Annotated in this window: 11 protein-coding genes; 8 read left to right on the top strand and 3 right to left on the bottom strand. The window is 75.3% G+C overall.

The genetic code is table 11. The annotated features are described in order from the left end of the window. Window positions 1–29: 29 nt before the first annotated feature. Together JT1_RS09745 and JT1_RS09740 are read left to right on the top strand one after the other, a co-directional pair. Complete coding sequence (locus tag JT1_RS09745) at window positions 30–3,203, top strand: ATP-dependent helicase (RefSeq protein WP_255218301.1); 3,174 nt, start codon at window positions 30–32, stop codon at window positions 3,201–3,203. After that, a complete protein-coding gene (locus tag JT1_RS09740) occupies window positions 3,200–6,442 on the top strand; it encodes an ATP-dependent helicase (RefSeq protein WP_068325628.1) in 3,243 nt (1,080 codons plus the stop codon). Before JT1_RS09745 ends, JT1_RS09740 begins: the two co-directional genes overlap by 4 nt. A 10-nt stretch (window positions 6,443–6,452) precedes the next feature. On the opposite strand, the gene JT1_RS09735 is transcribed toward JT1_RS09740, so the two are convergent. Then, on the bottom strand, window positions 6,453–7,712 hold the full coding sequence (locus JT1_RS09735) for a phosphotransferase (RefSeq protein WP_068325625.1): 1,260 nt from the start codon (window positions 7,710–7,712) through the stop codon (window positions 6,453–6,455). 86 nt (window positions 7,713–7,798) lie between these two features. On the opposite strand from JT1_RS09735, the gene nudC reads away from it, so the two are divergent. The 6 genes from nudC to JT1_RS09715 all read left to right on the top strand — a co-directional run bounded on the left by nudC (window position 7,799) and on the right by JT1_RS09715 (window position 12,460). Further along, window positions 7,799–8,722: an NAD(+) diphosphatase gene (gene nudC, locus JT1_RS09730; RefSeq protein WP_068328990.1), complete on the top strand. Its 924-nt coding sequence runs from the start codon at window positions 7,799–7,801 to the stop codon at window positions 8,720–8,722. 34 nt (window positions 8,723–8,756) lie between these two features. Then, window positions 8,757–10,904: an ATP-dependent DNA helicase UvrD2 gene (locus JT1_RS09725; protein ID WP_068325624.1), complete on the top strand. Its 2,148-nt coding sequence runs from the start codon at window positions 8,757–8,759 to the stop codon at window positions 10,902–10,904. A gap of 129 nt (window positions 10,905–11,033) precedes the next feature. Next, complete coding sequence (locus JT1_RS18385) at window positions 11,034–11,201, top strand: hypothetical protein (RefSeq protein WP_169701948.1); 168 nt, start codon at window positions 11,034–11,036, stop codon at window positions 11,199–11,201. Between the two features lie 137 nt (window positions 11,202–11,338). Continuing rightward, entirely contained in the window at window positions 11,339–11,617 is a 279-nt protein-coding gene (locus JT1_RS09720; RefSeq protein ID WP_068325622.1) for a WhiB family transcriptional regulator, read from the top strand. Between the two features lie 26 nt (window positions 11,618–11,643). After that, on the top strand, window positions 11,644–11,769 hold the full coding sequence (locus tag JT1_RS18920) for a hypothetical protein (RefSeq protein WP_255218300.1): 126 nt from the start codon (window positions 11,644–11,646) through the stop codon (window positions 11,767–11,769). 106 nt (window positions 11,770–11,875) lie between these two features. Further along, a complete protein-coding gene (locus JT1_RS09715; RefSeq protein ID WP_068325620.1) occupies window positions 11,876–12,460 on the top strand; it encodes an HhH-GPD-type base excision DNA repair protein in 585 nt (194 codons plus the stop codon). Here JT1_RS09715 and JT1_RS09710 read toward each other — a convergent pair. Next, a complete protein-coding gene (locus tag JT1_RS09710; protein WP_068325618.1) occupies window positions 12,457–13,767 on the bottom strand; it encodes an ABC1 kinase family protein in 1,311 nt (436 codons plus the stop codon). The genes JT1_RS09715 and JT1_RS09710 overlap by 4 nt on opposite strands. After that, the gene (locus JT1_RS09705) at window positions 13,764–14,654 is read right to left on the bottom strand and encodes a TOMM precursor leader peptide-binding protein (RefSeq protein WP_169701947.1); all 891 of its coding nucleotides are present in this window, start codon (window positions 14,652–14,654) and stop codon (window positions 13,764–13,766) included. The genes JT1_RS09710 and JT1_RS09705 overlap by 4 nt, the downstream gene beginning before the upstream one ends. Window positions 14,655–14,741 lie beyond the last annotated feature (87 nt).

The following is a 14,741-nucleotide window of genomic DNA, read 5'->3' as shown; positions in this document are numbered from 1 at the left end:
TTGTCGGCCCGGGGTGGTGGGATGGGGGCGTGACCGAGCAGCTCCCCACCGTGCACCTGCGACCGCCGACGACGAAGGGCGGTGCCGTCGCCCCATCGCTCGACGCCGACCAGACGTCCGCGGTCGGCGCGCGCGGTGACGTCGTGCGGGTCCTCGGTGCGCCCGGGACGGGCAAGACGAGCGTCGCCGTCGCCGCCGTGCTCGACCGGGTCGCGCAGGGGGAGTGCGCCCCCGACGAGGTCCTCCTCGTCGCCGCGACCCGGCTGGCCGCGGCCGAGGCCCGTGACGCCGTGACGGCGGGCCTCTCCGGGGCGACGACCGAGCCGATGGCGCGCACGATGCAGTCGCTCGGCTTCGCGGTGCTGCGCCAGCACGCGGTCCTCGCCGGTGCCCCGGCGCCGCGGCTCCTCTCCGGCGCGGACCAGGACCTCGTGCTCGGCGAGCTGCTCGACGGGCACCGCGAGTCCGGCGCCGGTCCACGGTGGCCGGAGGACCTCGCCGAGGCACTCACGACGCGCGGGTTCCGCGAGGAGCTGCGCGACCTGCTCATGCGCGCGATCGAGCACGGCGTCTCCCCGCACGACCTCGCGCGGCTCGGCGTCGAGCACGACCGCCCCGAGTGGGTCGCCGCCGCGCAGGTCGCCCGGGAGTACGACGAGGTCACGGCGCTGTCCAGGCCGGGCGCCTTCGACCCGGCCTGGGTGCTCACCGCGTCTGCCGAGCTCCTCGAGGACGACCCGGAGGCGCGCGAACGGGTGCGCTCGGGCCTGCGGCTCGTCGTCGTCGACGACGCCCACGAGCTCACCGCGCCTGCGGCTCGACTGCTGCGGGTGCTCACCGGGGACGGCGTCGACCTCGTCCTCGTCGGTGACCCGGACGCGACCGTGCAGGGCTTCCGCGGCGCCGACCCGCACCACCTCGTCGGCGATTGGGGCGGGCGGACGGTCATCGACCTCGTCCTGCGCCGGGGGTACCGGATGCCCGAGGCGGTGCACGCGGCCGCGGCCCGCGTCACGCCCAAGATCGCGGCGCTCGGCGGAGGCCGGCAGCGCGCAGCGGCCGCTGCCCGGCCCGGCGGCAGCGTCGAGGCCCACGTGCTCCACTCCAGCGCGCAGGAGGCGGCCTTCATCGCCCACGAGCTGCGCCGGGCCCACCTGCTCCACGGCGTGCCGTGGTCCGAGCTGGCGGTCGTCGTGCGCGGCTCCGCGCGCCAGGCGACGCTGCGCCGGGTGCTCGCCGCCCGCGGGGTGCCGGTCCTGGCCGACGCGCACCGGGTGCCGGTGCGCGACGAGCCAGCGGCACGCCCGCTGCTCCACCTGCTCTCCCTCGTCGTCGACCTCGCCCGGGGGCGCCTCGACGCGCTCCCGGCGACCGACGTCGTCGACCTGCTCGCCAGCCCGCTCGTCGCCGCGGACACCGTCGCCATCCGTCGGCTGCGTCGCGTGCTGCGGCGGGAGGAGCTCGCTGTCGAGGGCACCCGCACGAGCGACGAGCTGCTCGGGGAGCTGGTCCTCGACCCCGAACGGTTGGCCCACCTCGGTGAGGATGCGGCTCCGCTCCTGCGGCTCGCCACCGTCCTCGCGGCCGGGCGGGCCGCGGCGCCGACCTCCGATGACGGCCGTGGGTGGGCGAAGGGGGTGACCGCCGAGTCCGTCCTGTGGCAGCTGTGGCAGGCCACCGGCCTCGCCGAGCCCTGGCGCGCCACCGCGCTCGCCGGGGGACCCGCGGGCGCGCGCGCCGACCGCTCGCTCGACGCGGTCGTGGCGCTCTTCGACGCGGCAGCCGCGCACCAGGACGCCCTGTCGGCCTCCGGCCCGGACGCCTTCCTCGACGCCGTGGCCGGTCGGTCGGTCGCGGCGGACTCGCTCGCCGCGCGCAGCCCCGACCCGGACGCGGTCGCGCTCGTCACCCCGCAGACGGCGGCCGGCAACCAGTGGCACACCGTCGTCCTCGCCGGCGTCCAGGAGGGCGTGTGGCCCGACCTGCGCCTGCGCGGCTCCCTGCTCGGCTCGGAGCGCCTCGTCGACGTCGTCACCGGGCGCGACCGCGCCGGAGCCGGGGCGGCCGCCGCGGTGCGGCACGACGAGACGCGGCTCTTCCACGTCGCCCTCACGCGGGCGAGCGAACGGGTGCTCGTCACCGCCGTGGCCGCCGAGGACGAGCAGCCCTCGGTCTACCTCGACCTCGTCGACCCCCTGCCCGACGACGGACGTCGTCGTGAGCCGACCGACGTGCCCCCGCCGCTCGACCTCACCGGTCTGGTCGCCCGGCTGCGCCAGCAGCTCGTGGGCACCGAGGGCCACCCGCGCTCGCCCGAGGAGGTGGCCCGTGCCGTCGCCCGGCTCTCCTACCTCGCGGCGGCGGGTGTCCCCGGCGCGGACCCGTCCTCGTGGTGGGCGCTGCGCGACCTCACCGACGCCCGCCCCGTGCGGGCGGAGGGCGTGCCGGTCGGCGTGAGCCCGTCCAAGGTCGCCCAGTTCTCCGAGTGCGGCCTGCGGTGGCTGCTGCAGTCGGCCGGTGGGCAAGGGCCGAGCAGCACCTCGATGGAGGTGGGCACCCTCGTCCACGACATCGCCCACGAGCTCGGCGACGCGGGCGAGGAGGCCTTCCGCGCGGAGCTCGAGCGTCGGTGGCCCCAGCTGGGCATGGCTCCGGGGTGGGTCACCGAGCAGAAGTACGAGCGCGCGCAGCAGATGATCCACTGGTTGGCCGAGTACCACCGGCGCTCCGCCGCCGAGGGGTGGCGGCCGGTGGCGACGGAGGAGCGCTTCCGCGTGGAGCTCGGTCGGGCCGTGCTGAGCGGCAGCGTCGACCGGCTCGAGGCCGATGCCGACGGGCGCCTGCGCGTCATCGACTACAAGACCGGCAGCTCTGCGCCGACGGCGGCGGAGGTCGCCGAGCACCCACAGCTCGGGGCCTACCAGGTCGCCGTGGCCGAGGGCGGCTTCGGGCAGCACGGCAGCGAGGTGGCCGGGGCTGCGCTCGTCCAGCTCGGTCGCGGGCACTCCTCGGGCAAGGCCGTGCAGCAGCAGGACGCCATCACGGGGTCGGCGGAGCCGCGCCGCTTCCACGACCTCGTCACCGACACCGCGGAGGGAATGGCCGCGGCCACCTTCGTCGCGACGCCGAGCGAGAAGCAGTGCCGGATCTGCCCGGTCCGCTCCTCCTGCCCGGCCCACGAGGAAGGGGGGCGGCTGCGATGACGCCACCGCCGAAGATCTCCGCCGTCGACCTCGCCCGTGCGCTCGGTCAGGAGCACCCGCCGACCGACGAGCAGCGCCGGATCATCGAGGCGCCGCTCGCCCCGTTGCTCGTCGTCGCCGGCGCCGGGTCCGGCAAGACCGAGACGATGACCGCCCGCGTGGTCTGGCTCGTCGCCAACGACCTCGTGACGCCCGAGCAGGTGCTCGGTCTGACCTTCACCCGCAAGGCAGCCGGGGAGCTCGCGGAGCGGGTCGCGCGACGGCTCGCGACGCTCGAGCGGGTCGGCCTCTGGAGCCCGGCGCAGGACGCCGACGCCGACGGGCTCGGCGGCACGCCCACCGTCTCGACGTACCATGCGTACGCGGGTCGGCTCGTGCGCGAGGGCGCGCTGCGCCTGGGCTACGAGAAGGACTCGCGGATGCTCTCCGAAGCGGCCACCTGGCAGCTCGCCCACGAGGTCGTCATGGCCTGGGACGGGCCGATGGAGGACCTCGACAAGGTCGAGTCGACGGTGACCAGCGCCGTCGTGTCGCTCGCCGGTGAGCTCGCCGAGCACCTGCGCACCCCCGGCGACATCGAGTCGCTCACCGCGCGGACCCTCGCCCACCTCGAGGCGGTCGAGGCGAGCGACAAGGCGCTGACCAAGGACTACCGCAAGCAGGTCATCACGCCGATGAGCGAGCAGCGGCTCATCCTGCCGATCGTCGAGCGCTACCTCGAGGTCAAGCGGGAGCGCTCGGTCATGGACTTCTCGGACCAGATGGCGCTCGCGGCGGCGCTGGCGACCCGCTTCCCCGACCTCGGTCGCGCGGAGCGGGAGCGGTTCCGTGTCGTCCTGCTCGACGAGTTCCAGGACACCTCCGAGGCACAGATGGTCCTCATGCGCCGGCTGTTCGCACCGGACGGGCAGGTCCCGGCTGCGGTGACGGCGGTCGGCGACCCGCACCAGTCGATCTACGCCTGGCGCGGCGCGAGCTCGACCACCCTGTCGACCTTCCCCGAGTACTTCGCCACCGAGGGGCGACCTGCGCCCGTCGAGCACCTGTCGATCAGCTGGCGCAACGACGAGACCATCCTGGAGGTCGCCAACGCCGTGGCCGGTGAGCTGGCCGCGACGACCACGGTGCCGGTCGCCCCCCTTCGTCCTCGGCCGGGGGCGGGGCGTGGCCAGGTGGAGGCGCTGCGCTCGCTCACCGCCCACGACGAGGCGGCGGCCATCGCCGCGTGGATCAAGCCCCGGCACGGAGGGGGTCTGCGCACCGCCGCGGTCCTGTGCCGCAAGCGCTCGCAGTTCACGGCCGTCGTCGACGCCCTCGCGCTCGCCGGGATCCCCTACGAGGTCGTCGGTCTCGGCGGCCTGCTCCTCACCGCCGAGGTCGCCGACGTCATCGCGCTGCTCACCGTCGTGCAGGACCCCGCCCGCGGCGACCGGCTGATGCGTCTGCTCACCGGACCGCCTGGCCTGCTCGGCCCGGCCGACCTCGACGGTCTCGGCGCGTGGGCACGCCACCTCGGTCGGCAGGCCGCGGCCGAGGTCGCCGACGGGGCGCCGACGCCCGGTCCCGAGGACGCGGTGACGATCATCGACGCGCTCGACCAGCTGCCGGAGCCGGGGTGGGCGGGCGACGGCGGCCAGTCCATCTCCGCGGAGGGGCTGGCCCGGCTGCACCGTCTCGCCGGGATGGTGGCTCGGCTGCGGCGGCACGCCGGCATGCCGCTGCCCGACCTCGTCGGCGAGGCCGAGCGCGAGCTGGGCGTCGACGTCGAGGTGCTCGCGCGGCCCGGCTGGTCGCCGGGTGCGGCGCGCGCCCACCTCGACGCCTTCGCCGACGTGGCAGCGCAGTTCTCCTCGAGCGCGGACCGGCCGACGCTCGGCGGGTTCATCGACTGGATCGAGGCCGCCGTCGCCGAGGAGCGCGGCCTGGAGAAGCCCGTCGTCGAGCCGACCAAGGACGCCGTCCAGGTCCTCACGTGCCACGCGGCCAAGGGGCTGGAGTGGGACGTCGTCGCGGTGCCCGGGCTCGTCGAGGGCGGCTTCCCGGCCCACGCGTCGCGGGCCTCGTACCGGGACGGGGACTGGGTCCTCGGCCAGGTCAACGAGTCCGGGTGGATCTCGGGCCTCGACGGCGTGCCCTACCCGCTGCGCGGCGACCGCGGCGGGCTGCCCGTCCTCGACCTCTCGCTCGGTCAGGCCAAGGCGCTGCAGGACGAGCTCAAGCGCTACCGGGCCGAGGGCGGCGAGCACGCGCTGCTCGAGGAGCGCCGGCTGGCGTACGTCGCGTGCACCCGCGCGCGCAGCCAGCTGCTGCTCGGGTCCTGGGTCTGGGGGCCGACGGGCGCGACGCCGCGGCTGCCCTCGCGGTTCATCGAGGAGGCCCGGGCGACGGGCGTGGTCCGCACGATCGAGTGGGCGGCCATGCCGCAGACCAAGGACGAGCCCAACCCCGCGCTCGCCGTCGGCCGCCAGGTCGTGTGGCCCGGGGACGACGTCGCGCCCGAGCGGCCGGGACTGGCCGCCGCTGCCGTCGCGATGGTCGACGGGACCGACCCCGGCACCGACCTGGGTGCCGACCCCCTCGACGACGAGCTGCGCATCCTGCTCGAGGAGCGCGAGCGACGGCGGCGGGCGCGTGGGGCCGATGTCGCGGTCGAGCTGCCGGCGCACCTGTCGACCTCGCAGCTGGTCGGGCTGGCGCGGGACGCGCAGGCCTTCGCGCTGGACCTGCGCCGGCCGATGCCCCAGGCACCGCAGGTCGCGGGGCGGCGGGGGACGGCCTTCCACGCGTGGGTCGAGGAGCACTACTCGCGGGCCGGGCTGGTCGACATCCTCGAGCTGCCCGGCAGCGCGGACGAGTCACTCGGCGACGAGGACCTCGCGCTCATGCAGGAGCACTTCCTCGCCAGCGAGTGGGCCGAGCGCGTGCCCCTCGACGTCGAGCTGTCGCTCGAGACCGTGATCGGGGACCACGCGATCCGTGGTCGCGTCGACGCGGTCTTCGCCGACGACGACGGCGGGGTGACGGTCGTGGACTGGAAGACCGGTCGCCCGCCGCGGGGCGAGGAGATGGCCGTGCGTGCGGTGCAGCTGTCGGCCTACCGGATCGCCTACGCGCGCTGGCGCGGGATCGACCCGGAGCGGGTGCGCGGAGCCTTCTTCCACGCCGCGACCGGCGAGACGACGCGCCCCGAGCTGCTCGACGAGGACCGCGTGGCGGCCCTGCTCACCGCCTCTGCCTGAGGAGCGCGGCTCAGGACCGCTGGGTGTCCGGGGAGACGACGTCGTCCTCGTCGTCGTGGCCGAGCGGGGTGATCTCCGCGGTCTCGTGCTCGCCGTCCCCGGGCGAAGGGGGTCGCTCGGCGTCCGCCACCGGCAGGGTGACCGGGGTCGGGGCGCCGGCCCCCTCGACGACGACCGCGTCCTCCTCGGAGTCGGCGGAGGCGTCCTCCGGCTCAGGTCGGGCCCCGGTGGGCTGCATCTCGATCGGCTGGGTCTCGGCCGGCTGGGTCTCGGCCGGCTGGGTCTCGGTCGGCTGGGTCTCGGCCGGCTGGGGCGGCACGGTCGGTGCCGCGGCGGCAGCGCGCTCCTCCTCGGCGGCCAGCTCGTCGTCGAGCCGGCGCAGGCGGGAGGCGTGGCCCTCGGCGGCGACGTCGTCCCCCGCGGCGACCGCGTGCATCATCGAGCGCACGAGCTGCATCTCGTGGACGAGCCGCGCGCGGCGCTGCAGGTGGCGGTCGGGGCGCTCGACGCGGGCGTGGGCGTAGGCCTCCAGGACGGTGTCGAGGGTCTCGGGGTGCAGCGCGCCGACGAGGGCGGCCAGGTCGTCGGCGGGGTCGGCGACCTGGGCGTGCTCCCAGGCGAGGAAGCCCTTGACGTCCGGCTCCTCGCCGTCGTCGGGGGTCGCGAGGATCGTGCTCGGCCCGATCGCGCCGTGCGTCGGGGTCGTCGTGAAGCGCCACAGCGAGACGTCCTCGAGGGTGCGCTCCCACCGGGTGAGCAGGCCCGTCGGCACCCGACCGGTGGCTGCCGCGCGGTCGAGCTCGGCGAGCCGGCGGGCGCGGTAGGCGTCCGCGTCGTAGACGGGGACGCCGGCCTCCTCGTAGATGCGCCGGTCGAGGCTGTGCAGGTGGGCGAGCGCCCGGCCGAGGCCGGCGGCGAGCTTGGTGCCCGGGGCGATCGACTCCAGGTCGACCATGCGCCCGGTGAGGTACGTCGTGACGGCGGCGCGTCCCCCTTCGGGCAGCGCGACCCAGCCCTTGACGGCCGGGACCGGCATCGTCAGGCGACGGGCCAGCAGCGCGAGGAGCGCCGCGGACTGCTCGAGCTGCGCCGACGCGGCGGGCGTGCGCGGCGAGCGGATGACCCACCGCCGGTGCTCGTCGTCCTGGACGAAGGCGACCTCGAAGGGGTGCGACGCGTCGGTGACGACCCCCTCGACGGAGTCGGGGTCGAGGCCCGGCACGGCGGCGCTGGCCAGGGCGGCGAGTTGCAGCGGTCCACGTGAGGTCACCCGCCCACCGTACGAGTCGGGCGGCCCGGATGCCGGGAGCGACGCCCTCCGGACCACGAATCGGGCCCGGGCCTAGGGTGGGCGACGTGGACCACGACCCGATGCGCGACCTGCCCATGACGGATCCGATCCTCGACCGCGACGGGCCCGCGCGCAGCGAGCCGGGACTCCTCCGCGGACTCCTGGAGGACCCGGCCACCCGGGTCGTGGAGCTCGTCGGTGACCGGGTCCCCCTTCGCCCGGACCGCTCGTTGGCGCTGCGCCCGCCGGCCCCGGAGGACGCCGACACCCTCCTGCTCTACCTCGGCCGGCACGAGGGCGTCGCGCACCTCGCCGCGTGCCGGCCCACCCCGCCCGGCAACCCGGTGCCGCGCGAGGAGCGGCTGGACGCCGCCCCCTTCGCGGGTCTGCGCGAGGTCGCGGTCGACCTGAGCCCGGCGCAGGCCTCGCTCTTCGCCACCGCGCTCGGCCTGGCCAACTGGCACGTGCGCCACCCGCGCTGCCCGCGCTGCGGCGAGCCGACCGAGGTCGTGCAGGCCGGGTGGGTGCGCCGCTGCACGCGCGACGGATCCGAGCACTACCCGCGCACCGACCCGGCCGTGATCATGGCCGTGACCGACGCGGACGACCGCCTGCTCCTCGCGCGCAACATCGGCTGGCCCGAGGGCAGGTTCTCGGTGCTCGCCGGGTTCGTCGAGCCGGGGGAGACCATCGCCGGCGCGGTCGTCCGCGAGGTCGGCGAGGAGGTGGGGGTGACGGTGACCGACGTGCGGTTCGTCGGTGACCAGCCGTGGCCCTTCCCGGCGTCGCTGATGATCGGCTGCACCGCGCGGGCCACGACGAGCGAGCTGACCTGCCAGCCCGACGAGATCGCCGAGGCGCGGTGGTTCACCCGCGAGGAGTTCCGCGAGGAGCTGCTCGCCGGGTACGTCAGGGCGGCGGGGCGGCTGTCGATCTCCGGGCGGCTCATCGAGGGCTGGCTCGGCGGGCGGCTCGACGAGGTCGGCTGAGCGGGTCGTCAGGCCCGGGTGAGAGAGTGCCGGGGTGATCGACGTGACCGGCCCGCAGTCCGCCGACGACGTCCTCGCCGCGCTCGACCCCGAGCAGCGCGAGGTCGCCGCCAACCCGAGCGGCCCGATGGCCGTGCTCGCGGGTGCCGGGACCGGCAAGACGCGGGCGATCACCCACCGCATCGCCTACGGCGTGAGCGCCGGCGCGTACCAGCCGCAGCGGGTGCTCGCGGTGACCTTCACCGCCCGGGCGGCCGGCGAGATGCGCACCCGGCTGCGCGACCTGGGTGTGATCGGTGTGCAGGCGCGGACCTTCCACGCGGCGGCGCTGCGCCAGCTCCACTACTTCTGGCCGCAGGCGATCGGCGGGGCGGCGCCCGAGGTCATGGCCCACAAGGCGCCGGCGGTCGCCGAGGCCGCGTCGCGGATGGGCATGCGGCTCGACCGCAGCGAGCTGCGGGACGTCGCCGCCGAGGTGGAGTGGTCCAAGGTCTCGCTCCTCACCCCGGAGACCTACGCCGCAGCGGCCCGACGGGCCCGCCGCGAGCCTCCGGGCATGGACCTCACCGCGATGGCCCGCCTCATCTCGACCTACGAGGACGTCAAGGGGGAGCGGGGCGTCATCGACTTCGAGGACGTGCTGCTCCTCACCGTCGGCATCCTCGAGGAGCGCGAGGACATCGCGCGCACGGTTCGCGACCAGTACCGGCACTTCGTCGTCGACGAGTACCAGGACGTCAACGCCCTGCAGCAGCGGCTGCTCGACCTGTGGCTCGGCGGGCGTGGCGACATCTGCGTCGTCGGCGACCCCGCGCAGACGATCTACTCCTTCACCGGCGCCACGCCGCAGCACCTGCTGCGCTTCACCGACACCCACCCCCAGGCGTCGACCGTGCGCCTCGTGCGCAACTACCGCTCCACGCCGCCGGTCCTCGCGCTCGCCAACAAGCTCCTGACGGACCCGAGCGGCCAGCGTCGCGGTGGGGCCGTCGAGCTCGTGGCCCAGCGCGAAGGGGGAGATCCACCGCGCCTGACCGCGCTCGACGACGACCCGGCCGAGGCCGCGTGGGTCGCCGACCGGGTCAAGGAGCTCGTCGCCGCCGGGCGGCCGCTGCGGGAGATCGCGGTGCTCTTCCGGACCAACGGGCAGTCCGAGGCCTTCGAGTCCGCCCTCGCCGACGCCGAGATCCCCTACCTCGTGAAGGGCGGGGAGCGCTTCTTCTCCCGCAAGGAGGTCCGCGAGGCGATCCTGCTCCTGCGCGGGGCCGCCCGCACCGACGACGGCAGCAAGCCACTCCCTTCGCTCGTCGGGGACGTGCTCGGCGGCATGGGCTGGCACGAGGACGCGCCCGCGAGCACCGGGGCCGTGCGCTCGCGGTGGGAGTCGCTCAAGGCGCTCGTCGACCTGTCCGCGCGACTGGCCGCCACCAGCCCGCAGGCGCGGCTGCCCGAGCTCGTCCGCGACCTCGACGAGCGAATCGCCGCGCAGCACGCCCCGGACGTCGAGGGCGTGACGCTGGCGTCGCTGCACGCCGCCAAGGGCCTGGAGTGGGACGTCGTCTTCCTCGTCGGCTGCTCCGACGGGCTGCTGCCGATCATGATGGCGGAGGGCGCGGACGAGATCGAGGAGGAGCGACGCCTCATGTACGTCGGCGTCACCCGCGCCCGCGAGGTGCTGCACCTGTCGTGGGCGCGCGCCCGGACGCCAGGGGCCCGGGGGACACGGCGGGTCAGCCGCTTCCTCGACCAGACGGCCGGCATCCTCGGCGAGGGCGCGCGGTCGACGCCGAAGAAGTCGTCGGCGCCCCGCGGGAGCAAGCTCAAGGCGGCGCGCCCGAAGGTGTGCAAGGTGTGCGGCACCGAGCTCGGCACCGCGACCGAGCGGGCCTCCGGCCGCTGCCCCGACTGCCCGCCGTCGTACGACGAGGCGACCTTCGAGCGGCTGCGGTCGTGGCGCCTCGCGGTCTCGCGGGCGGCGTCGGTGCCAGCCTTCGTCGTCTTCACCGATGCCACGCTCGAGGCGATCGCCGAGGCGGCGCCGACGCACCAGCGGGACCTCTCCGCGATCAGCGGTGTGGGCCCCCGCAAGCTCTCCCTCTACGCCGACCAGGTGCTCGCCGTCATCGGTGGGGCGGACCCCGACGAGGTCGCGACGGCCGCCGCCGAAGATCCTGCGGACTGACCGGGGAACATCCGCAGATTTAATGGGTTGGCGCGCTCCCACCGGGTGGTCTACGTTTGATCCTGTCAGTCGGGACGTGCGCGAGCGTGTGGCCCGAAGAGCGCAACCGACGAGAGGAGGGCAGCACCCATGGACACGATCACCACGATGATCCTCGCTCCGATGACGGCTGCCCTCGTGCCGTCCGCCGACCTCCTCGGCGGCGCCACCGGCGTCTTCATCGATCGCGACCGCACGGTCGCCGAGCCGAAGACCCCCTTCGTCGTGGACCCGCGCCCTGCAGGACTCTCCGTCTAGTCGAGACGGACCCAGGTCCTCCCTCTCAGGCCGCGGCATCCCACACACCGGGAACCGCGGCCTTCGTCGTGCTCGGACGTCGCCGCCCCACCCCTCGAACAGCACAGCACCGCACGCTCGCCACAGGAGACCCCGTCGTGACCGCACTGACCACCCACCCACCGATACAGCGGCTGAGCATCCTCACGCCCTGCCAGGTCGAGGATCCGGAGATCTGGTTCGCCGAGACCCCCGCCGGCGTCGAGTACGCCAAGGCCCTCTGCCGGGACTGCCCCTTCCGGGAGCTGTGCCTGGACGGCGCCCTCGAGCGCCGCGAGCCCTGGGGCGTCTGGGGCGGAGAGCTCTTCGACTCCGGCCGCATCATCCCCCGCAAGCGGCCCCGCGGCCGCCCGCGCAAGCACCCCGTCCCCGCGTGAACGACCCCTCGAGAGGAGGTACCGCGATGAAGTTCCTCAAGCTGCCCCGGCTGCGTCCCCTCGACCAGCCCTTGTCCTACGTCCCCGACGTGGAGCGTCGCCTCGCCGAGGCCCGCCGCCACGACCGTCCCGTTCACCTGAGCTTCCGATGATCGGATCTCCCGTCGCCGAGACTCGGGTGATGGCTGCTATTACGAGTGAATAGCAGCCATCACCCGAGTCTCGGCGCGCGGCGAGTGCCGTGGGAGGCTGGAGCGCATGGCACCCTCCCTTCGCATCGCCCAGGACGAGACGGCCGACGAGCTGCTCTCGAGCGACCCCTTCGCCCTGCTGCTCGGGATGCTGCTCGACCAGCAGTTCCCGATGGAGCGCGCGTTCGCCGGGCCGGCGAAGGTCAAGGAGCGCTTCGGCACGCTCGACCCCGCGGCGCTGGCGGAGGCGGAGCCGGAGGCCTTCGCGGACCTGTGCGCGACGCCGCCCGCGGTGCACCGCTACGGGCGCTCGATGGCCGGCCGCATCCAGGCCGTCGCCGCCGTCGTGCGCGACGAGTACGACGGTGACGTGACGCGGATCTGGACCGGTGTCGAGACCGCCGAGGTCGTGCGACGGCTCAAGGCGCTGCCCGGCTTCGGTGACCAGAAGGCGCGCATCTTCGCCGCGCTGCTCGGCAAGCAGCTCGGTGTGCAGCCCGCGGGCTGGCGCGAGGCGATCGGCCCGTACGCCGAGGACGGCTCCCGCCGCTCGGTCGCCGACGTGACCGACGAGACCTCGCTGCAGGAGGTCCGGGACCACAAGAAGGCCGCGAAGGCCAAGGCAAAGGCCGACAAGACCAGCGGGGCCTAGACCGCGGCGAACCCGGGGAGGTGGCGCTCCATCGCCCCGCGCGCCGCGACCGTCGCTCCCAGCTGGCACAGGACCCCGGTGGAGCCGAGGAAGACGCGGTGGATCATCGCGTACTCGCGCGGCATGTTGATCCGCAGCCCGGTGGCGAACTCCGGCGCGCGCAGGTCGGTCACCCCGCGGGTCACCGAGCGCAGCCACTCGCGGGTGAAGGCGTGCTCGGGCTCGCGGAGCGGCTCGATGAAGGGGAGCAGGTAGCGCAGCAGCTCGTCCGCGTCGAGCTCGATGCCGGGCAGGACGAAGCCCTCGGCGCGCAGCCCCTCCAGGACAGCGGCGCTGTCACCGGCGAGTGCGTGACGCGCGAGGGCGCCGATGACCGGCGGGAAGCCCTGGGGCAGGCGGGCGACCGCGCCGTAGTCGACGACCCCGAGGCGCCCGTCGGGGGTGAGGCGGAAGTTGCCGGGGTGCGGGTCGGCGTGGAGGAGCCCCGCGCGCGCCGGGCCCGACAGCATGAACCCGAGGTACAGCTGCCCGACCCGGTCGCGCACGTCCTGGTCGGCCTCCCGGATCACCTGTCCGAGGGGCGCGCCGTCGAGCCACTCGCTGACGAGCACGTGCCGGGTCTGCAGGACGACGTCGGGGACCGCGTAGTGCGGGTCGTCGCGGAAGGCCTCGGCGAAGGCGCGCTGGTTGGCGGCCTCGAGCGCGTAGTCGAGCTCCTCGTCGGCGGCAGCGAGCAGCTCCTCGGTCACCGGCTTGACGTCGAGCGCCGGCATCCACGTCGTCGCGACCCGGGCGAGGCGGGCGATCTGCTGCAGGTCGGACCGGAGCGCCTTGTCGGCGCCGGGGTACTGCACCTTGACCGCGACCCGTCGCCCGTCGGGCATCGTGCCCCGGTGGACCTGCCCGATCGAGGCGGCGGCGACGGGCGTGTCCTCGATCTCGAACTGCTCGCGCCACCGCGGACCGAGGTCTCGGACGAGCACACCGTGCACCTCCTGCGTCGTCATCGGGGGAGCGGCGTCCTGCAGGCGCACGAGCATCTCGCGGTAGGGCTCGACGAGGTCCTCGGGCATGGCGGCCTCGAGGACGGAGAGGGCCTGCCCGACCTTCATCGCGCCGCCCTTGAGCTGGCCGAGCACGGCGAAGAGCTGCTCCGCGGTGCGGCGCTGGATCTCCTCGTTGACGACGTCGGCCGGCGTGCCGGTGAGGCGTCGGCCGATGCCGCGGGCGCTGCGCCCGGCATGGCCGAGCGGGAGCGAGGCGAGGCGCGCGGCCCGGCCGGCGGCTCCGCGTGGGATCTGGGTCACCCGGCCATTGTGTCGCCCCATCCTGAGCGCGGGGCGGAACCCCCTTCGTCCGTGGGTGTCGCGACCGGACGCGCGCTCGGTTGGCCGCACTCGGGGCAGCCCGGCTGGGCCGGCCACCGGTGGCGCTCGAGGGTCGGGCCGGGCGTCGCGACCTCGAAGGACCACTCGGGCCACTCGACCCGCCCCGCGGCGTGGTCGAGGACGAGCGCGGCCGCCAGCCCGGCCGCGAGGAGGCGAAGGGCGGGACGCCCGTCGGCCGGTTCGGGCCCGGTGACCCGCGGCCGGGTCAGCTGGGCGCGCAGGGTCGGCCACCCCGGGTCGAAGCCCGCCCGGGTCAGGTCGAGGCAGTGCAGGCACGGCCGGCCTCCCGGCGCCAGGACCGGGCCGATGCTGGCGTGCTCGGGCTGGCACCACAGCGGCAGGACCGCGGTGCCCCGGGCGAGCCACGGGTGGACGGCGAGCGGGTCTGCGGGCGCGGGGCTCACGACGACGGCCAGGTCGGCGCTCCCTTCGCCTCCGGGACGCACCCGCGCGACGTCCACGTGCTCGCCCTGCCGCAGGACGTCGACGAGGAGGGCGGGCAGCGCCCCGGCCCCGACGACGGCGACCCGGGGCGTGCGCCCGGCGTCGACGGGGGAGAGGACGCCGCGCCCGACGAGCCGGTCGAGGACCTCGGTGGCGCGGGCAGGGTCGATGCCCTCGAGCGCCGCGGTCGTCACGGCCTCGGTGAGCGCGCGGGCGGGGTCGAGCGAGGCGAGCCAGCGGCACTCCGCGTCGGTGAGCCCGACGAGCCGCACCGAGCGTGGTCCGACCCCGAGCTGGACGCTCCCGTCAGGCCGACGAAGGGGACGCAGGCGCGCCCCGCGCAGGTGGGGGGATGGGTGCATGGCGACTCGCTCGACTCGGGTGCGTGGTGCTCTGGGGCACCACTCTGGCCGAGTCCGCGATCGCGCGGCCGCCGTCATCCACAGGCC

It is taken from the genome of Janibacter terrae NBRC 107853, from assembly GCF_001591405.1.
Taxonomy (GTDB): Bacteria; Actinomycetota; Actinomycetes; order Actinomycetales; family Dermatophilaceae; genus Janibacter; species Janibacter terrae.
Note: the sequence above shows the minus strand (reverse complement) of the source record. Positions and strands in the feature narration are given on the sequence as shown.

What these genes read in the sequence shown, in the direction of transcription:
- JT1_RS09740 (WP_068325628.1), top strand. Translation starts at nt 3,200, where the DNA reads ATGACGCCACCGCCGAAGATCTCCGCCGTCGACCTCGCCCGTGCGCTC.
- JT1_RS18385 (WP_169701948.1), top strand. Translation starts at nt 11,034, where the DNA reads ATGGACACGATCACCACGATGATCCTCGCTCCGATGACGGCTGCCCTC.
- JT1_RS18920 (WP_255218300.1), top strand. Translation starts at nt 11,644, where the DNA reads ATGAAGTTCCTCAAGCTGCCCCGGCTGCGTCCCCTCGACCAGCCCTTG.
- JT1_RS09715 (WP_068325620.1), top strand. Translation starts at nt 11,876, where the DNA reads ATGGCACCCTCCCTTCGCATCGCCCAGGACGAGACGGCCGACGAGCTG.
- JT1_RS09705 (WP_169701947.1), bottom strand. Translation starts at nt 14,654, where the DNA reads ATGCACCCATCCCCCCACCTGCGCGGGGCGCGCCTGCGTCCCCTTCGT.